Source organism: Domibacillus epiphyticus (assembly GCF_001975785.1).
Taxonomy (GTDB): domain Bacteria; phylum Bacillota; class Bacilli; order Bacillales; family Domibacillaceae; genus Domibacillus; species Domibacillus epiphyticus.
Window position 1 is genome coordinate 297,086 of sequence record NZ_MSFI01000009.1, and the last position, 19,803, is coordinate 316,888.

General features: G+C 40.2%; 19 protein-coding genes. 16 read left to right on the plus strand and 3 right to left on the minus strand.

What is annotated here, in order from left to right:
* Positions 1-56: 56 nt before the first annotated feature.
* The gene (locus BTO28_RS06910) at positions 57-590 is read right to left on the minus strand and encodes a DUF1189 family protein (protein WP_332888711.1); all 534 of its coding nucleotides are present in this window, start codon (positions 588-590) and stop codon (positions 57-59) included.
* A 229-nt stretch (positions 591-819) separates the two neighbouring features.
* Here BTO28_RS06910 and BTO28_RS06915 point away from each other — a divergent pair, with 229 nt between their 5' ends.
* The 7 genes from BTO28_RS06915 (at position 820) to pstB (ending at position 9,353) form a co-directional block, all read left to right on the plus strand.
* Positions 820-2,454 carry a Na/Pi cotransporter family protein gene (locus BTO28_RS06915; RefSeq protein WP_076764799.1) on the plus strand — a complete coding sequence of 545 codons (1,635 nt, stop codon included), beginning with the start codon at positions 820-822 and terminating at the stop codon, positions 2,452-2,454.
* 123 nt (positions 2,455-2,577) lie between these two features.
* Positions 2,578-3,186 (plus strand): superoxide dismutase, encoded by a 609-nt coding sequence (locus BTO28_RS06920; protein ID WP_076764800.1) that lies wholly within the window; start codon positions 2,578-2,580, stop codon positions 3,184-3,186.
* 161 nt (positions 3,187-3,347) lie between these two features.
* Positions 3,348-5,453, plus strand: a complete 2,106-nt coding sequence (locus BTO28_RS06925) for a peptidoglycan D,D-transpeptidase FtsI family protein (protein ID WP_456297749.1) — start codon at positions 3,348-3,350, stop codon at positions 5,451-5,453.
* A 144-nt stretch (positions 5,454-5,597) separates the two neighbouring features.
* Complete coding sequence (locus tag BTO28_RS06930) at positions 5,598-6,572, plus strand: PstS family phosphate ABC transporter substrate-binding protein (protein WP_076764802.1); 975 nt, start codon at positions 5,598-5,600, stop codon at positions 6,570-6,572.
* 94 nt (positions 6,573-6,666) lie between these two features.
* Positions 6,667-7,611 carry a phosphate ABC transporter permease subunit PstC gene (gene pstC / locus BTO28_RS06935; RefSeq protein ID WP_083711357.1) on the plus strand — a complete coding sequence of 315 codons (945 nt, stop codon included), beginning with the start codon at positions 6,667-6,669 and terminating at the stop codon, positions 7,609-7,611.
* Entirely contained in the window at positions 7,611-8,495 is an 885-nt protein-coding gene (pstA, locus tag BTO28_RS06940; RefSeq protein WP_076764804.1) for a phosphate ABC transporter permease PstA, read from the plus strand. Before pstC ends, pstA begins: the two co-directional genes overlap by 1 nt.
* 48 nt (positions 8,496-8,543) lie before the next feature.
* Positions 8,544-9,353: a phosphate ABC transporter ATP-binding protein PstB gene (gene pstB / locus BTO28_RS06945; RefSeq protein ID WP_076764805.1), complete on the plus strand. Its 810-nt coding sequence runs from the start codon at positions 8,544-8,546 to the stop codon at positions 9,351-9,353.
* Positions 9,354-9,389: 36 nt separating this feature from the next.
* Here pstB and BTO28_RS06950 read toward each other — a convergent pair whose 3' ends face one another.
* Together BTO28_RS06950 and BTO28_RS06955 are read right to left on the minus strand one after the other, a co-directional pair.
* Positions 9,390-9,857 carry an endolytic transglycosylase MltG gene (locus BTO28_RS06950; RefSeq protein WP_076764806.1) on the minus strand — a complete coding sequence of 156 codons (468 nt, stop codon included), beginning with the start codon at positions 9,855-9,857 and terminating at the stop codon, positions 9,390-9,392.
* Positions 9,854-10,219, minus strand: a complete 366-nt coding sequence (locus BTO28_RS06955) for a helix-turn-helix domain-containing protein (protein ID WP_076764807.1) — start codon at positions 10,217-10,219, stop codon at positions 9,854-9,856. Before BTO28_RS06955 ends, BTO28_RS06950 begins: the two co-directional genes overlap by 4 nt.
* A gap of 153 nt (positions 10,220-10,372) precedes the next feature.
* Between BTO28_RS06955 and BTO28_RS06960 the strand changes: the two genes are divergently transcribed.
* The 9 genes from BTO28_RS06960 to BTO28_RS07000 all read left to right on the plus strand — a co-directional run bounded on the left by BTO28_RS06960 (position 10,373) and on the right by BTO28_RS07000 (position 19,767).
* The gene (locus BTO28_RS06960) at positions 10,373-10,933 is read left to right on the plus strand and encodes a DUF4912 domain-containing protein (RefSeq protein ID WP_076764808.1); all 561 of its coding nucleotides are present in this window, start codon (positions 10,373-10,375) and stop codon (positions 10,931-10,933) included.
* A gap of 28 nt (positions 10,934-10,961) precedes the next feature.
* Entirely contained in the window at positions 10,962-13,235 is a 2,274-nt protein-coding gene (locus BTO28_RS16790) for a glycosyltransferase (RefSeq protein ID WP_083711359.1), read from the plus strand.
* A complete protein-coding gene (locus BTO28_RS06970) occupies positions 13,232-14,092 on the plus strand; it encodes a nucleotidyltransferase family protein (protein ID WP_076764809.1) in 861 nt (286 codons plus the stop codon). The genes BTO28_RS16790 and BTO28_RS06970 overlap by 4 nt, the downstream gene beginning before the upstream one ends.
* 52 nt (positions 14,093-14,144) lie before the next feature.
* Positions 14,145-14,294, plus strand: coding sequence for a 50S ribosomal protein L33 (gene rpmG / locus BTO28_RS06975; protein ID WP_076764810.1), 150 nt, complete (start codon positions 14,145-14,147; stop codon positions 14,292-14,294).
* A 46-nt stretch (positions 14,295-14,340) separates the two neighbouring features.
* On the plus strand, positions 14,341-14,907 hold the full coding sequence (locus BTO28_RS06980; RefSeq protein ID WP_076764811.1) for a 5-formyltetrahydrofolate cyclo-ligase: 567 nt from the start codon (positions 14,341-14,343) through the stop codon (positions 14,905-14,907).
* Between the two features lie 51 nt (positions 14,908-14,958).
* Positions 14,959-16,506, plus strand: coding sequence for a rhomboid family intramembrane serine protease (locus BTO28_RS06985; RefSeq protein WP_083711361.1), 1,548 nt, complete (start codon positions 14,959-14,961; stop codon positions 16,504-16,506).
* An 18-nt stretch (positions 16,507-16,524) separates the two neighbouring features.
* On the plus strand, positions 16,525-16,737 hold the full coding sequence (locus BTO28_RS06990; RefSeq protein WP_076764812.1) for a YqgQ family protein: 213 nt from the start codon (positions 16,525-16,527) through the stop codon (positions 16,735-16,737).
* Complete coding sequence (locus tag BTO28_RS06995; protein WP_076764813.1) at positions 16,737-17,663, plus strand: ROK family glucokinase; 927 nt, start codon at positions 16,737-16,739, stop codon at positions 17,661-17,663. The genes BTO28_RS06990 and BTO28_RS06995 overlap by 1 nt, the downstream gene beginning before the upstream one ends.
* A gap of 232 nt (positions 17,664-17,895) precedes the next feature.
* Positions 17,896-19,767 carry an LTA synthase family protein gene (locus BTO28_RS07000; protein WP_076764814.1) on the plus strand — a complete coding sequence of 624 codons (1,872 nt, stop codon included), beginning with the start codon at positions 17,896-17,898 and terminating at the stop codon, positions 19,765-19,767.
* Positions 19,768-19,803 lie beyond the last annotated feature (36 nt).

The following is a 19,803-nucleotide window of genomic DNA, read 5'->3' on the forward strand; positions in this document are numbered from 1 at the left end:
AATATATTTCTTTTCCCATTCTATCAGAGGAAAGACCGATCAGACAACAATTGCGTTTACTTTGGTCTGCTTGGTAAAAGACGTGTGGCGGCAGCCAGTATTGTTAAAGTCAGCAGCCAGTCAAATAAATAACCCGCCGGCAAAGTAAAACCTGCCAGTTCAATTATGACAATAAGAAGAGATGGCAGCGTAACAGCATATGCAGCCATTCGGAATATATGTCTGTATTCTGCACGTTTTTTCATAAATCGGGTCATCCATAACCCGATGGCGCCAAAGATAGACACTTTCACAAATAATAGGAAAGAAACCAGCAAATAGTATATTATGAGCACAATCGGTATAGTAATTAAATTGTCCGCTATGAAACCTTCTAGGATGGCAAGTACGGGTAATTTCGTATCAATGATCGATCTCATTGATTCATTCCCGGATGTTATATAGAAAAATAAGTAAACAATCATTGGGACACACATAAGTAGTGCAAGGAAAAAAAGGTAATTGATCGTTTTTCCAATCCCCTGCATTCGAAATGCAGCGATATATTTTGGTGAATATAAACTTTTGAATAATTGCTTGAAAATAGATATAGTAAATCATTCCTTTCATTGTAAAACAAGCCTTCTTTCATTGTAGTTCTGTTACGCCTTCTCATCAAGGATTACAAATGATCATAACGACCTATTGTAACACTTTCGTAACATAAAACCCCTAATATTAATCCAATGTAAATTTTCTTTATAAGTATTTACTTTGTCCTTACTATATCTTCATAATTGGAATGAATTTTGCCGAAGATTAGTGACTGGAGCTGAAAAAATGGAAATCAATCTCCAAGAAGTGCTGTTTCAATTTTTAGGCGGACTTGGAATATTTTTATATGGTGTTAAGCAAATGGGAGATGGATTACAAGCTTCTGCGGGTGACCGTCTTCGTGAGATTCTGGATCGATTTACAACCAACCCGGTCATGGGGGTTTTTGCAGGTATTCTTGTAACCATTCTTATTCAAAGCAGTTCCGGTACGACTGTTATAACAGTTGGACTTGTAAGTGCTGGATTTATGACGCTTAAGCAAGCAATTGGTGTCATTATGGGGGCAAATATCGGAACGACCGTCACGGCGTTTATTATCGGGATCGATATCGGTGATTATTCGCTTCTCATTTTAGCGCTTGGATCAATGTTTATTTTCTTCTTTAAAAATAAGAAATCAAATAATTTTGGCCGGATTATTTATGGATTTGGTGCGCTCTTCTATGGACTTGAATTAATGAGTGCTGGTATGAACCCGCTTCTTGATTTTCAATCGTTCCATGATTTGTCATTAAATATGTCAAACAGCCCGATTCTTAGTGTTTTCGTCGGAACCATATTTACAATGATTGTTCAAAGTTCTAGTGTAACAATTGGAATTCTTCAAGGCTTATTTTCAGAAGGATTGCTCGATTTACATGCAGCGCTCCCAGTTTTATTCGGTGACAACATTGGCGCAACGATTACAGCAGTCCTTGCTTCTCTTGGTGCAACCGTTGCGGCAAAGCGTGCAGCTGCAACACATGTTTTGTTTAATATTATCGGCACGGTTATTTTCTTAATTTTTTTACCGGTCTATATGACATTCATCGCATTTTTGCAGGAATCCATGAATTTGAATCCGGAAATGACAATTGCATTTGCACATGGAACATTTACTGTTACGAATACGATCATACAACTCCCTTTTGTGGCGGTGCTGGCCATGATCGTAACAAAATTAATTCCTGGTGATGATTCATATATAGAATATAAACCGAAATATCTTGATCCAATTTTTATTGAACAATCTTCATCTATTGCGCTGAGTCAGTCAAAAGAGGAGATTATTCGAATGGGCCATTTTGCAATTCAAGAAATGGAGGAATCACACAAGTATTTGAAAACAAAGCATCAAAAAAATGCAGAAAAGGCGAATCAATTAGAGGAAGCGATTAATAACCTTGATCAAAAAATTACTGATTATCTTGTGAAGGTTGGGACAACACAACTGACTGGCCTAGAATCAGAGCGGCATGCAATATTAATAGATGCAGTTCGCAATATTGAACGGATTGGTGATCACGCTGAAAATATTTGTGAGCTAGTTGATTATCAACAAACTAATAGAGTGCAAATGACTGATCAAGCAGCCGCTGATTTAGATGAAATGTTTATTTTGACGATTGAAACGGTAACAAAGTCGATTCATGCATTTGATTCAAACGATAGGGATTTAGCAAGGGAAGTTGCAGAGCAGGAAGAACAGATTGACAAAATGGAACGAAAACTTCGAAAGCAGCATATTTTACGTTTAAACAATGGTAAGTGTACAGGGCAGGCAGGCATAGTATTTGTCGATATTATTTCTAATCTGGAAAGAATGGGCGACCATGCTGTTAACCTTGCTGAAACTGTCCTTGGGATTCGTGATATATAAACGAAGCAGCCATGATTGGCTGCTTCTTTTTTTGCAGGCATAATTATTGCGCCATGTTCACAATTTTGTTAATCTTGTTAATGAAAGCAGTTGATTTAACTTATTTTTGGGAGGAATTACACAATGGCATTTGAACTACCACAACTACCTTACGCGTACGACGCACTTGAGCCCCACATTGACAAAGAAACAATGAACATCCATCACACAAAACATCACAACACGTACGTAACAAACTTGAACGCTGCACTTGAAGGCAACGAAGAACTTCTTTCTAAATCGGTAGAAGAAGTGATTGCGAACCTTGATGCAGTTCCTGAATCTGCACGTAATGCGGTTCGCAACAATGGCGGCGGTCATGCAAATCACAGCTTGTTCTGGCAGCTTCTTTCTCCAAATGGCGGCGGTGCTCCTTCAGGCAAGCTTGCGGAAGCAATTGATGCAAAATTCGGCAGCTTTGATTCATTCAAAGAAGAATTTGCAAAAGCAGGCGCGACTCGTTTCGGTTCTGGCTGGGCATGGCTTTCTGTTGCAAATGGCGAACTTGAACTTTCAAGCACGCCAAATCAGGATTCACCGATCATGGAAGGTAAAACACCTATTCTGGGTCTTGATGTTTGGGAACATGCTTATTACTTGAACTATCAAAATCGTCGTCCGGATTACATTGCGGCTTTCTGGAATGTAGTAAACTGGGATGAGGTATCAAAACGTTACGAAGCAGCTCTTTAATACTTAGTTCTATTAAACCGGTCCATATTTTGGGCCGGTTTTTTTGTGGAAAAAAACCGGCTGGTTCGTTACAATGAAAATAAACAAAAAAGAGTTTAGAGAGGAACAGACGGTTGAAAAAAGCAAATAAAAAGAAGAAAAGAACACACGTTCCGTTTCGGATGAATATGTTGTTTTTCATTGTATTTGTACTGTTTTCTGCGCTGATTTTCCGTCTTGGGATTGTGCAGATTGTACAGGGTGAAGATTACCAGCGGAAAATTGAACGAACAGAAGATATCACTGTAAATGCGAGCGTCCCACGCGGAAAGATTTTTGACCGTGACGGACAAATTGTTGTTGATAATATGCCCCAGAATGCCATTACGTATACAAGGGCGCAAAGTCCGGATCCGGATGAAATGATGAAAACTGCTGAAAAGCTGGCTCAGCTTATTGAGAAGGAAACAGATCAAGTAACTGAGCGTGATAAAAAAGATTTCTGGATCGGAAAAAATGAAGAAAAAGCAAAGATGAAAATAAAAGACAAAGAATGGGAAGCTTATGAAAACGATGAAATCACAGAAGATGAGATTTATGATATGCAGCTGGAACGTATTACAGAAGAAGATTTACGTGAACTGACAGCTGACGAACTTGAAGTACTTGCTATATATCGGGAATTTACAGCCGGCTATGCGATGACTCCACAAATTGTAAAAAATAAAAATGTGACAGATGTTGAATACGCGGTGGTCAGTGAAAACCTATCATCGCTTCCTGGGGTGAATACGGCGACAGATTGGGAACGTGCATATTCCTATAATAATACATTAAAGACTGTCCTGGGCAATATCTCTTCTTCTAAAGAAGGACTTCCGAAAGAAATGGTTGATTATTATTTATCCCGCGACTACAGCCGCAATGACCGTGTAGGGAAAAGTTATCTTGAGTATCAGTATGAAGATGTGCTCCGTGGTCAGAAAACAAAAATGAAAAATATTACCGATAAATCAGGCAACTTGCTGGAGTCGGAAATAATTACTGAAGGCAAGCGGGGCAATGACCTCGTTCTATCCATCGATATGGATTTACAAATAGCTGTCGAAAAAATCATTGAAGAAGAGCTTGGCCAGGCTAAAAGAACGGGTAGTCATCCTCTGCTTGACCGCGCCTTCGTCACAATGATGGATCCGAATACAGGTGAAATTTTAGCGATGGCCGGTAAAAAATATGAAGTGGATGACGGCAAAGCTGCAATGCTCGATTTTGCGCTCGGCAATATGACGACGTCTTATGCAATGGGGTCTACTGTTAAAGGAGCGACTATTTTGACAGGGTATATGACGGGGGTAAATGAACCTGGAGAATATATTGTTGATGAGCCGATCCGTTTAGCTGATACTCCTCCTAAAAGCTCATGGTTTAACCGTGGCGGCGCGTTTGGCATTAGCGACACATATGCATTGATGCGTTCTTCAAACGTGTATATGTTTAAAACGGCCATGGAAATTGGCGGAGCAAAGTATGTTCCAAATGGAGGCTTGAAAATTGATTTAGAAGCTTTCAGCACGATGAGAAAGCATTTTAATCAATTTGGCCTCGGTGTGAAAACAGGAATTGATTTGCCTAATGAACAGGCGGGCTATCAGGGGATTGTCGACCCGAAAGAACCAGGGAAAATACTCGATTTTTCAATTGGACAGTTTGATACGTATACCCCGCTTCAGCTGGCGCAGTACGTCTCGACGATTGCGAACGGCGGCTACCGCATGGAGCCGCATATCGTAAAAGAAATTCGCCAGCCAATGTCGGATACAAATAAAATTGGACCGGTTTCAAAAGAAATTAAACCGAAAGTATTGAATACACTCGACTTGGAACCGGGCTGGATTGAACGTGTACAGGAAGGGTTCCGCCTTGTGGCACAAGCTTCGGAAGGAACAGCTTCAAGTTATTTTGGTGATGCGCCATATAAAATGGCAGCGAAAACAGGAACAGCAGAAGGGGTTTATGATGGGCCATTAAGGGAAAATTATAAAAATAAATTGACCTGGAACGTAACGCTCATCGGATATGCACCATATGACAATCCGGAAGTTGCAATGGCAGTTGTTGTGCCATGGGCATATGAAAGCAGCGGAAACTCCATTCCGATTAATCACCATATCGGCAGAAAGGCAATGGATAAGTATTTTGAATTGAAAAAACAAAAGTCAATTGACAAGCCAGTAAATGCTATTATTGAACAAGATATTGTGAATAAAAAAGAAACTGAATCGGAATAATGAAGAAAAAAGACGTTCGTTATGGACGTCTTTTCTGGTTTTTACAAAACCTTAACATTTCATTAAAACCTTATTAATACTGTTCCGTTATTGTATGTATTGTAGCAAATAACAAAAAACAAAATTGCAGGGGGAAATGAAGAAATGAAACCAGTCAAAGTCCTTACTTTATCAGCATTACTTGGATCGGCGCTTGTGCTCGGGGCTTGTAACGGCGGAGCAGACGCAGAACCAGGAAAAGAAGATACTGAGCAGGCTGAAACAGGCGATGCGCAGCTTCAAGGCGAAATCTCGGTTGATGGTTCTTCAACTGTTTATCCTATTATGGAAGCTGTTTCCGAAGAATTCATGATGGAACAGCCTGATGTAAAAGTAACTGTTGGTTTATCTGGAACAGGCGGCGGTTTTGAAAAGTTTGTCGCTGGTGAAACAGTAATGAGTAATGCATCCCGCCCTATTAAAGATGAAGAAGCAGCGGCGCTAAAAGAAGCAGGGATTGAATACACTGAATTAGAACTTGCATATGATGGTTTGTCGGTTGCTGTAAATAAAGATAATGACTGGGTTGATCAATTAACGGTAGACGAATTAAAGAAAATGTGGGTTGATAACGGTAAAGCAAAAAAATGGTCTGACATTCGCGAAGGATGGCCGGAAGAAGAAATTAAATTCTACTCACCAGGTACAGATTCAGGAACGTACGATTACTTTAATGAAGTGATTCTTGAAGAAGCGCAAATTGATAAGTCCGCTACATTGTCAGAAGATGACAACGTACTTGTCCAAGGTGTAACAGGTGATAAAAACGCGATTGCTTACTTCGGATATGCATACTACCTTGAAAATAAAGATAGCATGAAAGTTGTTCCGATCGTTGGTGAGAGTGGTGAAGCAGTAGAGCCAACACACGAAACAATTGAAAGCGGAGAATATGCGCCACTTTCACGCCCACTCTTCACTTATGTAAGCAATAAAGCGATTAAAGAAGATGAAGCAGTTGCAGGATATGTCCAATTCTTGCTTGAAAATGCAGGTGTCCTTTCTGAAGATGTAGGTTATGTATCGCTTCCACAAGAGAAGTATGACGAACAAATTTCAACACTTGAAGGTTTGAAATAAGTCCAAAATAAAAAAAGCGGATAAAGGAAATGACGTACACCAATGAGGGTTTTATACCTTCATTGGTGTACTCGGGTTGAAAGGAGTATTTGGGTTGAAAAATACACAAAAAGAACTAAGTCCGGTTCAGCAGCTGCTCGAAAAAAAATATAACGGCGGCTTTTTGAACAGAAGTGAAAAAGTGATACCGGTCGTTCTCTTTTTAATGGCGGCGGTATCAGTTTTAACAACCATAGGCATTGTTTTAACCTTGATTTTTGAAACATTTATCTTTTTTGGAGATGTATCAATTGTTGAGTTTTTAACAAAAACTGAATGGTATCCATTCTCTGAAACAGAAGCCGTGTACGGCATCTGGCCGCTGGTGCTCGGTACGCTGAAAATTACATTGATTGCTTCATTGTTTGCTGTTCCGATCGGTCTTGCTGTAGCGTTATATTTAAGCGAATATGCTAGCAGCCGGACACGAAAAATTATGAAGCCGATTCTTGAAGTGCTTGCGGGTGTCCCAACAATTGTTTACGGATTTTTTGCCCTTACATTTGTGACACCACTATTACGTGATTTATTTCCAACAGTTGAAATGTTTAACGCGATCAGCCCCGGGATTGTAGTGGGAATCATGATTATTCCAACAATCGTATCCTTATCGGAAGATGCAATGTCTTCAGTACCCGAACCGGTACGTAATGGCGCACTTGCGATAGGTGCCACAAAATGGGAGACAGCATCAAAAGTTATATTTCCTGCAGCTCTATCAGGTATTCTTGCTTCGATTGTTCTTGGGGTATCCCGTGCCATCGGTGAAACGATGATCGTCTCAATTGCAGCAGGTTCAACACCTTCTGCCGCACTTGACTTAACATCATCTTTACAAACGATGACTTCATACATTGTACAGGTAACGACAGGTGATGCCGGTTTTGGAACAACGATTTATTACAGCATTTATGCTGTCGGGTTCACATTGTTTATCTTTACATTGTCAATGAATGTATTGGCCCAATTCATCTCGAAGCGCTTTAGGGAGGAATACTGATGGAGAAGGTGGAACGTATTAACTCAGAAGAAATGGTCGGCCGTATAGATGGCCGGCTTGCTAAAAATAAAGTCGTAAAAGGTCTCTTTTTTGCTGCGACAGCATTCACATCGATTATTCTTATTGTACTGCTTGTACGTATCATTTCGCAGGGTGCTCCTTATTTATCATGGGACTTCCTTCAAAACTTTGCTTCACGCCGTCCAGAGCAGGCGGGTATTAAAGCAGCAGTCATCGGAACGATTTGGATGATGGCTGTTGTGATCCCTTCTGCCGCGATTTTCGGTGTCGGCACTGCAATTTATCTGGAAGAATACGCGAAGAAAAACGCTGTAACACGTTGGATTCAAATGAACATCTCGAATCTGGCTGGCGTTCCATCTGTCGTATTCGGTTTGCTCGGTTTGACAATTTTTGTTCGGTTATTTGGTTTTGGCAACAGTATTCTTGCAGCAGGGTTTACAATGGCATTACTTGTGCTCCCCGTGATCATTGTTGCTGCACAGGAAGCGATTCGTGCGGTTCCAGGAGAGATAAAAGAAGCTTCTTATGGACTTGGTGCAACGAAATGGCAGACAATTTCTCGCGTTGTTCTTCCATATGCACTTCCAGGTATATTAACGGGAAGTATTCTTGCTTTTTCACGGGCTGTTGGGGAAACAGCACCACTAGTAGTAATCGGAATTCCGACATTTGTTGCATTTTTACCATCAGGGATTTTCGATTCATTTACTGCATTGCCAATGCAAATTTACAACTGGACCAGTCGTCCTCAAATTGAGTTCCACAATCTTGCTGCTGCGGGAATCATTGTTCTTCTCGTCGTGCTTATATTAATGAACTCAGTAGCGGTATGGATTCGAAACCGATTCCAGAGCAGATAAGTTGTTTGTTTTAAGGAAATCTGATTTTATATTTGGAGGGAACCTAAAATGGCATTAACAGCAGTTAATTCAAAGAAAGATAATCAAAGCACACAGTCAGAAGAAGTGCTTGTCTATAATACAAAAAATTGCAATTTGTGGTATGGCGATCATCACGCATTGAAAAACATTAACCTTGAAATTAAAGAAAAAGATGTCACGGCAATTATTGGTCCTTCAGGTTGCGGGAAATCAACATACATTAAAACATTAAACCGTATGATTGACCTTGTGCCTGGTGTTAAAACAAACGGTAGTATCGAATACCGCGGCCGGGACATTTTTAATAAAGATTTTCTTGTTGAAGAACTACGTACGCGGGTGGGAATGGTGTTTCAAAAGCCAAATCCTTTTCCAAAATCAATTTACGAAAACATCGCATTCGGTTTGAAAATTCATGGGATAAAAAATAAGCAAATTATTAACGAAACGGTTGAAAAAAGTTTGCGTGGCGCAGCTCTTTGGGATGAAGTAAAAGACCGTATTCATGAGCCTGCTTACGGACTTTCAGGTGGTCAGCAACAACGTCTTTGTATCGCACGCTGCCTTGCTCTTGAGCCGGATGTCATTTTAATGGATGAACCGACGTCCGCTCTTGATCCAGTATCAACACTCAAAATTGAAGAGTTGATCCAGGAGTTAAAAGAACAGTATTCTATCATTATCGTAACGCATAACATGCAGCAGGCTGCACGTATTTCGGACAAAACAGCATTTTTCTTAAACGGAGAAGTTGTTGAGTTTGATGCGACGGATACGATCTTTAACAACCCTGCTGACAGTCGTACAAACGATTATATTTCAGGTCGATTCGGATAAGAAAAAAGCCGGTGCTGCAAGCACCGGCTTTTCTATTTATTTAGTTAAAGTTTTTGCGATTTCTTCATCGGACATATTTGGAGAAAAGGTGAATGTGCCTATCTGAAGATCGGAAGCAAAATCATTTTCTGTTAAGTATGTATTAAATGATTCAGCGTCATCAATCACACCAGCTTCTGCTAGTTCATTTACAACATCTTTAGAGGACATACCGGTTTCAATGGTGACCTTAATTTTATTTTTTTCAACATTTTGCTGTTCCTGTTCGGGTGATTCACCTTTAACAGGTGCCTCTGTATTTACAGGTTCCGCTTCCACCGGTTTTTTTTCAAGCTTTTCATTTTTTTCTTCCTCAATTTGTACTGAATAGTTATTTTCTTCTAACGCACTTATCATTTCTTCTTCTGTCAATGTCTTTTCAGTTGATGTGTAATCAAATACGAAAAGAGCGGCTGAAGCAGCTAGCAGACCGAAACCAAATGAACGCAAGGATTGCTTCGTCATACACCGGATTCCTTTCGCTTTGACTGATAAACAGCCAATATTTTTTTCACTTGATCAACCGTTAAAGAAGACTGTCCGGCGATTTGCTGCAGATCAATACCCTGATTGTAAAGAGCCACCACCTGATTTTGAATGATTTGATTAACAGGGGATGTTTTAATTGTTGATGGAGTGGGGTCACTTATTAACAGCTCTTCTTCAATAATTTTTAATTTTTTGTTTAATTGGTAATGTTCCTGCAAAACTTGCATAGACAATTCTTCTAGATCTTTTTCAAGCTTCCGCTGTTTGTCTTTCATAAAAAAAGACAAAATAATAAATCCAGCACCTGAAGCAGCTAGTCCGATAATCAGTCCGTTCATTGATAGTCCCTCCTTGATACTCGTTAGCCTATTATACCACATTTTAGCAGTGTAAAGTGAGGGGACTGCAGATTGCTGTGCTGTATCGAAAGTGATACGATATTTATATAAAATTAAATAAGAAAAATCTGCTGGAGAGCGGGGTGATACATATTGATTAAAGACATTGTCCATTTGCAAAATCGAAATATATTCTGGAAACAGAATGCCGATCAGATGAATCAGTCCATTAATATAGCAAAATTAAATGTTCGAAAATCTGCCATGAAAAAATCCGGTCATGACTTGTATGCTGTTTTTTTATCTGATGATCTTTTGTATTGTCGATGGAGTCTCGCACCCTCTACATTAAAAGCAGCTTTTCATTGCGGGAAACCACTCAATTCAGAGATATTGGATTTGCGAATATTTGATATTACTGATATTTATTTTAATGGTGTGAATGCCCACTCCGTTACATGTATAAAAGTAAGTAAGGACGATCAGTTTTGGACGATAAAAGGGTTGAAGAGAAATCGTTCGTATATTTGTGAACTGGGATTTTTAACGGAAGATTATCGATTTTTCCCAATCCTGCAATCACACCCTATTCACACTCCATTTCAAAGCACCGAGGATTATGTTCAAAGGCTGCCCGATGTAGAACAATATTACCAACTCCCAGCATGTTTTCTTCCTTGGATAGAGCATCCAGACGCCGTTGTTGATTCTTGAACGAAAATGAATTGGAGGTTAACCTAAAATGGAATATCCGTTTTCTGTTATGGTGCTGGCGGACAGTTCGTTTCGACCTCTCGTTCTTGCCGGTTCAAGCATGAACAGTGAAGAAATAACAAAAGTTATGGATCTATACGGTTATATCATCGCTGCTGCCAAAAAATCGACAGCGGAGAAACCGGTCGCTGCAGTTGTCAATTTATTTACACTTGGATGGTTAAATGGTGTACGGGGCAAGATGGCTGTTCACTCGTTTTTACAGCAGCACCCGAATCACCCTGCTGCTGCCTTATTACGTGAATATAATGGGTCGTTTATTGAATTGTGCCAAATGTTAATGAGAGAAAACCGGCTTATGCTTGTACCGATGGCGCTAAGTCAGTTTCCACTCACGTCGTATCCTTTAAAAGGAGCTGCCTCTGAAGATATTAAAAGAACAGTTAAAATGTGGAAAGGGATTTTCGGGGAAGGACCGCTATCTATTTGGCTTCCACGTGGTGCCTATATGCCAGGAATAGATAAAATCCTTCAACAGGAAGACTGCCTATTTGTCTTGATTCAAAGTGATGCTTTTCCTGCGCATGAACGGGATAAATTTCACTGGATTTCCCCGCACGGCTTACCCATTTTGCCGTATCAGTACGGGCAGTTAAATGGGCAAAATGAGCTGACTGTTCCACCTGTTATTCAGTTAACAAATGAGAATGTCTGGCGTTTTTTTGAACAGGTTGAGGTACTAGCAGTTAATCATTCCCCCAAACAATTTTATGAGCGGATCATTCATATTCCACTTATATATAATCGTATGAATGAAGGGAAGCCATTACTAACCGTTGAAGAGTTGAACCGATGTGAAGCCGTTTTTCAAATGAAACACGAATGGGATGATAGTGTGGCGTTTCAAATGAGCGAAACAGGCGGTGTGCTCGATTTAGAATGGACTTTCTGTTTATATGCTTGTTTAAATGATCTTAAAACAGAACTAGAAAGTGCAGTTGACTCGCTTAACTACCTGCTTGACGGAGCACGTAAAGGCTTTCCTGACTTTGATTATGCCCATCAAAGAATGCGGCTTCACTATGGTGTAGAACTTATTCCAACGTTATTATGTGAAGAATTGTCTGGAATGGATGGGGCTGTTTTTATGTTAACGTGGGAGTATCCACCAAACATTATAGGTGGAATGGCTAGGCATGTGCATGGACTTGCTGAGGCCCTGGCCCATTCCGGGCGTGATGTCATTGTACTTACATCTTCCTATCAAGGGGCTCCAGAATACGAATGTGTCAACGGTGTACACATATACCGCTCCGGTCCTCTTCATGAAGGAGAATACGACTTTATGCACAGAGTAGCCGACTTGAATTTGTGTTTATATCAGAAAGGTGAAGAATTATTACAAAACCATGATATATCAGTTATTCATACCCATGACTGGCTGACAGGCGACGCAGCCGTCCTGTTGGCAGAAAATTACCGGCTCCCTCTTGTTTCAACCATACATGCAACTGAATTTGGCCGTAACAATGGAATTCATAATGACCTTCAATACTCAATTGCATCAAAAGAAAAAAAACTAATTTCCGCGTCCAATACAGTAATCGTTTGCAGTCAGCCTATGAAAGAAGAACTCCGTGTTTTTTACGATGCAGGAAAAAAAGACATCTTTGTTATTCCAAATGGTGTTGAATTTGAAGAGCATGTGATGATAGAAGGGCGTTTTAACAAAATAAAACCGTTTATTTTTTCCATTGGACGAATTGTATTCGAAAAAGGCTTTCAAACATTTTTTGATATTGATTTAAAAAGCTTGAAAAAAAAGAATATTCAGTTTATTATAGCCGGTAAGGGACCACTTTTAGAAAAGTGGCGATCGGAAGTGAAGAAACGCGGTATTGAAGATTGTATTCATTTTGTTGGGTATGTGAGTGATAATGAGAGGAGGGCATTGTTTCAGTCGTGTGAAGCAGCCGTTTTTCCAAGTCTCTACGAACCATTCGGGATAGTAGCGCTTGAAGCAATGGCGTTTCATAAGCCTGTTATTGCTTCTGCGACAGGTGGATTAAAGTCATTTGTTCTTCACGAGCAAACAGGTCTTTTATTCGAGCCGGGAAATGCAGGTGATTTATCGGAAAAAATTACCACGATTTTAGACCGTCCTGAGCTTGCAAAAGAACTCGGTGCAAATGGACATGAAATCGCAAAATCACTTTATAGCTGGAAACATATTAGTGAGCAGACAGAAAAAGTGTACGATCAAACCGTTTTCATCAAAAAAATGGAAGGTGTTCGCACATGATAGGAGTATTGCTTGCAGGAGGAAGAGGGAAACGTCTCCGGCCAATGACAGATCATATTCCAAAGCCGATGGTGCCTTTGTTGAACAGACCTTTGCTTGATTACAATTTGAACGTATTTAAAGTGAACGAAATTCGCAGAGTTATTATGACTATTTGTTATAAAAAAGAAATGATCAAACAATATGCTGGATCGGGAAAAGAATCTGGAATGAACATACAGTATATAGAAGAGATCACACCACTTGGGACAGCAGGAAGCCTTTTTGCCTCAAGTGACTTGTTGGAAGAAACAGTTGCTATTTTGAGCGGGGATGCTTTAACAAACGTGCCACTTCGCGATGTCTATGCATTTCATCGAGCAAAAAAAGCGCGAGTTACTATCGTTACCGCACCGTCAGAAAGGCCGGAACAATTTGGCGTCTGTTTGGCAGATCGTGAAGGACGTCTTTTGTCCATTCTGGAAAAACCGGATGAACCACGCTTGTTGACAAATCAAGTGAGTACAGGTATTTATTTAATCGAATCCTCCCTCTTTTCTGATTATGAATTTATTGGAGAAGTTGATTTTGCAAGAGATGTTTTTCCATTACTGCTTTCGAACGGAGAACCTGTTTTTGTATATGAAACAAACGCATATTGGCAGGATGTGGGAACTATGAGGCAATATTCTCTTGCTGAAAAGAGGTTAAAACGAGGAATCCCGGGAATTACCGTTCTGAAACAATTTTATCCGTTATCAAGTAGTTTTTCAGCACCGTTTTTTCATGAAAAAATACAGCATGCTGCACTGGCAGATTCATATTCACCGATCTTGAAAAAACAGGCTGGCATTTATGATGAAAAGGTGCTATTATAATTAAGTCGCAATGAAAAGAATAAGCGAGACTAAGTTTGGAGGGAAATGAATCATGCGTGTAAATATTACATTAGCTTGCACTGAGAGCGGTGATCGCAACTATATCACAACTAAAAACAAACGTAACAACCCGGATCGTCTCGAGTTGAAAAAATATAGCCCGCGATTGAAAAAAGTTACATTGCACCGCGAAACAAAGTAAGCAGCAGGAGACCTCCTGCTGTTTTTTCTTTTGTCTGGAGGTACTGATGAATAAAAAACAAATGCGAATAGAGATAAAAGCACAATTATCTGCACTTGAAAAACCGGAATACGAACAACGATGCTATTTAATTGCTCAACGTTTGTATACGCTTTCGGAATGGAAGGCTGCCGATACCATTGCCATAACAGTGTCAGCGCCGTTTGAAGTTGATACATGGGCGATTATTCGTCAGGCGTGGATGAGTGAGAAAAAAGTGTGTGTCCCAAAATGTCTGCCGGAAACGAAAGAAATGAAATTTTATATGCTGTCTGATTTTTTGGAACTTGAAAAAGTGTATGCTGGTTTATACGAACCGTCACCTTGTAAAACAAAACTTGTTCCATGCGATAAGATTGATCTTGTCGTTGTTCCTGGACTTCTGTTTAATAAAAAGGGCTACAGAATCGGATTTGGCGGGGGTTATTACGATCGTTTTTTAGCCGGATATAAAGGGGATACGGTGTCACTTGCCTGCTCGTTCCAGCTGCGTGATACTGTGCCTATTGAACTCCATGATTTCCCTGTTCAAAAAATTGTAACCGACTCATGTATCATAAATTGTTCGAATTGATTCTTCGTACTTTACCGGCTTAGTGTGTTCCGCTATAGTGAGAACAACAGGATGTACGAAAGTAGTGATGAAATGAATGTACAAACAAATGTGATCTTCTGGCGATTAGCCTTTTTTTTCGTCGTTGAGCAAGAATATACAATTGCCCGCTTAAGCCCGGACCGACAGGAAATGTGGCTTGAAAATCGGTCAATTAAGCACGCCTCTCTTGTTCGGCTGTCAAATCAAAACCTCGGATGGGCAGCAGGACTGCGGAGGGATATTGAAAGAATTGTTTGGAACGCTGACCAAATTCGCAAAAAAATAGGTGGAAGAAAATTGTCTTTATTGAATATCGTAGTGTCTCCTCACCCACCGGTCGATGATTACACCCAATACTTAAAGCCAGTTTTATCGCCCAAAGGTGGTAAAACAAAAGCGGTGACACTGCTTTTTACAGATAATGATCTGGACGGCTCGCTTGAACGTCTTGAAACGATTTTATCCCCTGTTCCCGAGCGTCTTGATTTCAATGGGGGAGAGGACGAAGCAACCGCTTATGAAAGAGCTGTTTTATCACATGAAGTAAAGCGAAAAGAAGAAGAACAGCGCTTTTTTCATTATGGAAAACCATTCTTCACCTACTTCTTCACAGCGATTAACCTTATTTTGTTTATGATGATGACATTAACAGGCGGCAGTACGAATATGGCAGTATTGATTGAATATGGTGCCAAATTTAATCCGCTAATTTTAGAGGGGGAGTGGTGGCGTTTTATTACACCAGTGTTTCTACACATTGGATTACTGCATCTCGTCATGAACTCTTTCGCTTTATATTATCTTGGTACGGCCGTGGAACAAATATATGGACGTCTCCGTTTTTTATGGATTTATTTGTTTTCAGGATTCACCGGAAGCCTGCTTAGTTTTTTACTGACACCTAACCTCTCAGCCGGTGCGAGCGGTGCGATTTTTGGCTTATTCGGCGCGCTGCTGTATTTTGGTGTTACTAAGCCGAAACTTTTTTTTCGTACAATGGGTATGAACGTACTTGTTGTGGTTGGTATTAATCTAATATTCGGCTTCTCTGTACCAGGAGTAGACAACGCTGGTCATATAGGCGGGCTAATCGGTGGATTTCTTGCAACAGGCGTCGTTCATTTTCCGAAAAAGCGGCGTGCCCTTCAGCAATTTGCGTTTAGCGTTGCTGCTGTATTATCAGTAGCAGCAGGTCTCTTCATTGGTTTTCAAAGCGGCTATGCAGCACTTGATGCCAATTCAATTAATTTGCATGTACAGCATGAAATGAATGCTGGTAATGAAGCACAAGCAGAGCAAATGTTAAAATCGTTTATAGAGAATGGCGGTACCCCTTCTGCTGAAACGTATTTTTTTCTTTCGCTTTTTGAGATGAGGGACGGCCGCTTAGATGAAGCGGAAAACCATTTAAAAGAAGCAGTTAAAGAAAGGGCAAATTTTCATGAAGCACATTATAACTTGACACTTATATATATTGAAAGCGGGGAGCTTGATAAAGCAAAGCAATCCATAGCTGAAGCGCATCGATATGCTCCTGATGAAAAGCAATATGAGAAACTCTTGAAAAAACTTGATTAATGGGTCGGGTGAACAAACATGAGAACGATTTATGATGTACAGCAGTTATTAAAACGTTACGGCGTATTTGTGTATATTGGCAACCGAGTAGCTGATCTGCAGATGATGGAAGTTGAGCTGAAAGAACTTTATCAGTCCCAACTTGTTGAAACAAAGGAATATCAAATGGCGTTGTTACTTCTGCGTCAGCAAACTGCACTTGAAAAAGAGAAGGAACAGGAGAATGGATAATGGGAGAAAAATGGCTTGCAGCATGTGATATTGGTGGAACATCCATTAAAATGGCATTTTTAACAGCGGACGGTGATATAATTCGTAAATGGTCGATTCCGACGGATCGGACAGACAGCGGTGCACACATTGTGTCACATATCTCACGTTCTTTTTACAACGAGCTCGATTCAGAAGGATTGACAACAGCAAATGTATCAGCTGTTGGAGTTGGTGCACCTGGTCCTGCTGATCCAGTTACAGGAACGATTTCTGGCGCAGTTAATATCGGCTGGGCGAATGGCTACCCTTTGAAGAAATTGCTGGAAGAGGAGCTTGAATTGCCTGTATTTGTTGAAAATGATGCAAACTGTGCCGCACTCGGTGAAATGTGGCGAGGTGCCGGAAACGGTACAGGCGATGTTGTGTGCGTAACACTCGGTACAGGGGTTGGCGGCGGTGTTGTGTCCAAAGGGATGATTATTACCGGTGTAAATGGAGCAGCGGGTGAAATCGGCCATATAACCGTTATGCCAGAAAATGGGTTATTGTGCAATTGTGGAAAAAGAGGCTGCTTGGAGACAGTGGCGTCGGCGACAGGTATTGTTAACCTTTACAAAATGGAGGGAAAAGATGCTCCTGATGCCCGGACCGTATTCGAAAGGGCAGCAGAAGGCGATGAAGCGGGTAAACGAGTTATTGACCGGTGTGCATTTTATCTTGGCCTTGCAATCGGAAATATTGCAAATGTAATGAACCCGGCCAAAGTGGTTGTAGGAGGGGGCGTATCTGAAGCGGGGGATGCAATCCTTATTCCGCTTGAACGATATGTGCGCCAATTTACTTTTCCACGTGCGATGGATGTTCTTTCAATTGAAAAAGCAAAGCTGGGTAATGATGCCGGTGTAATTGGAGCAGCTTATCTGGCAAAAGTGATGACAGTTTAATAAAAAAATCCAGCCGCGTTTACTGGGCTGGAACTTTTTTTGAAACTTTTTAGCAATCTACACGTATTCATTTAATATAGAACCGTCATGGGTCTAGTATATTGATTTTCTGTTTTATTCCGTTTGATTTTTTGTAAAAAAAGTATTAAGATTGTGGAAGGCAATTTACAAAGGTTGAAAGATCAGTTCGACCCCGGAACAATGTTACAGATGTAACGAGGAGGTTAGAAAGATGAAAAGAACAATTCGCAGCAACATTTCGCTAATTGCTGTAGCCGTTTTGTTCTTATGGATGAAAACATATATCGTCTATAAAACAAGTTTTAACATGGACATTGAAAATGCGCTTCAAGAGTTTATTTTGCTGATTAACCCGCTAAGCTTCATTATGCTGGCAATGGGGATCGGTTTTTTATTTAAAACGGATAAAACGCGCAACCGCTATTTGCTTTTTACGAGCTTCCTATTAACGTTTTTGCTTTATGCAAACGTCGTTTTTTACCGTTTTTTCAACGATTTCATTACGATGCCGCTATTGTTTCAAACAAGCAACTTTGCCGATCTTGGAAATAGCGTAACAGAAGAATTTAATTTATTTGACATTTTATATTTTGCAGATGTCATTATTTTATTCCTCTTGTTAAAATTCAAGCCATCAATTGTGAAATTCCGCCCAATGTCAAAAATGAACCGCCGTGCATACTTTCTATCAGCTGTTGCCATTATGTTTTTAAACCTTGGCCTTGCAGAAGTAGAACGTCCGCAACTCTTAACGAGGACTTTTGACCGCGAAATGCTTGTTAAAAATATTGGTACATTCAATTACCATATTTATGACGTGTTTTTACAGTCAAAATCTTCTGCACAGCGAGCACTCGCAGATGGAAGTGAACTGACAGAAATTGAGAACTTTGCGGATGCAAAATTTGCTGAACAGGATGATGAGTTGTTTGGTATTGCAAAAGGCAAAAACTTAATTATGGTGTCTGTTGAATCCACTCAAGCTTTTGTTTTAAATAATGAAGTGAACGGTCAGGAAATTACACCGTTCTTAAACGATTTTGCAAAAGAAAGCTTGAACTTTACAAACTTTTATCATCAGACCGGACAAGGGAAAACGTCCGATGCAGAATTTTTAACAGAGAACTCGATTTACCCGCTAAGCCGCGGTGCTGTATTCTTTACGCACTCTGGAAACGAATTTACTTCAATGGCGGAAAAGCTTGCAGAGAACGGCTACTATTCTAATGCGATGCACGCAAATAATAAAAGTTTCTGGAACCGCGACATCATGTACAAATCACTTGGATACGAGCGGTTTTATGAAGTATCTGATTACAATGTAACTGAAGACAACAGTGTTAACTGGGGGATGAAAGACGTTCCGTTTTTTGAACAGTCTGTCGGGTTAATGAAAGACATGCCACAGCCTTTTTACTCAAAAATGATCACTCTTACAAACCATCATCCATTTTATTATGATGAAGAAGATAAAATGATCGATGAATACAATTCAAACAGTGGCACACTCAATCGTTATTTTGTAACGGTCCGCTATACAGATGAGTCACTCAAACGTTTTGTAGAAGAATTGAAAGCATCAGGTTTATATGAGGATTCTGTCATCGTTTTATACGGTGACCATTACGGTATTTCTGAAAACCATAATGAAGCCATGTCGCAGTATTTAGGGAAAGAAGTGACACCATTTGTTTCTGCAGAGCTGCAAAAAGTACCTTTTATGATTCATATTCCAGGTGTAGATGGAAAGGAAATTTCAACTGTCGGTGGTCAGGTTGACGTACGTCCGACATTGTTACACTTGCTCGGAATTGAAACGAAAGGTGATATTCAATTCGGTCAGGATTTACTGTCAGAAGAACATGAAAGCTTCGCGGCATTCCGCGATGGCCGATTTATAACAGAAGACTATGTGTACGCCGACAATAAGTGTTGGGATAAAGAAACGGAACAGCCAACAGATAATAGTTACTGTGAGCCTTATATCGAAAAAGCAGCAACAGAGTTGAGCTATTCCGACCGTGTTATTTACGGAGATTTACTTCGTTTCTATGATCCGGATTCTGCAAAAAAAGAAGAATAAAAAACTGCCTTTCGGGGCAGTTTTTTTGCATAAAAA

Excerpts from the sequence above, each read along its gene's own strand:
- BTO28_RS06955 (WP_076764807.1), bottom strand. The coding sequence starts at position 10,219 with ATGAACGGACTGATTATCGGACTAGCTGCTTCAGGTGCTGGATTTATT.
- BTO28_RS06930 (WP_076764802.1), top strand. The coding sequence starts at position 5,598 with ATGAAACCAGTCAAAGTCCTTACTTTATCAGCATTACTTGGATCGGCG.
- pstA (WP_076764804.1), top strand. The coding sequence starts at position 7,611 with ATGGAGAAGGTGGAACGTATTAACTCAGAAGAAATGGTCGGCCGTATA.
- BTO28_RS07000 (WP_076764814.1), top strand. The coding sequence starts at position 17,896 with ATGAAAAGAACAATTCGCAGCAACATTTCGCTAATTGCTGTAGCCGTT.
- BTO28_RS16790 (WP_083711359.1), top strand. The coding sequence starts at position 10,962 with ATGGAATATCCGTTTTCTGTTATGGTGCTGGCGGACAGTTCGTTTCGA.
- pstB (WP_076764805.1), top strand. The coding sequence starts at position 8,544 with ATGGCATTAACAGCAGTTAATTCAAAGAAAGATAATCAAAGCACACAG.
- BTO28_RS06990 (WP_076764812.1), top strand. The coding sequence starts at position 16,525 with ATGAGAACGATTTATGATGTACAGCAGTTATTAAAACGTTACGGCGTA.
- rpmG (WP_076764810.1), top strand. The coding sequence starts at position 14,145 with ATGCGTGTAAATATTACATTAGCTTGCACTGAGAGCGGTGATCGCAAC.
- BTO28_RS06995 (WP_076764813.1), top strand. The coding sequence starts at position 16,737 with ATGGGAGAAAAATGGCTTGCAGCATGTGATATTGGTGGAACATCCATT.
- BTO28_RS06920 (WP_076764800.1), top strand. The coding sequence starts at position 2,578 with ATGGCATTTGAACTACCACAACTACCTTACGCGTACGACGCACTTGAG.
- BTO28_RS06925 (WP_456297749.1), top strand. The coding sequence starts at position 3,348 with ATGAATATGTTGTTTTTCATTGTATTTGTACTGTTTTCTGCGCTGATT.
- BTO28_RS06970 (WP_076764809.1), top strand. The coding sequence starts at position 13,232 with ATGATAGGAGTATTGCTTGCAGGAGGAAGAGGGAAACGTCTCCGGCCA.
- BTO28_RS06915 (WP_076764799.1), top strand. The coding sequence starts at position 820 with ATGGAAATCAATCTCCAAGAAGTGCTGTTTCAATTTTTAGGCGGACTT.
- BTO28_RS06985 (WP_083711361.1), top strand. The coding sequence starts at position 14,959 with ATGTACGAAAGTAGTGATGAAATGAATGTACAAACAAATGTGATCTTC.
- BTO28_RS06950 (WP_076764806.1), bottom strand. The coding sequence starts at position 9,857 with ATGACGAAGCAATCCTTGCGTTCATTTGGTTTCGGTCTGCTAGCTGCT.
- BTO28_RS06980 (WP_076764811.1), top strand. The coding sequence starts at position 14,341 with ATGAATAAAAAACAAATGCGAATAGAGATAAAAGCACAATTATCTGCA.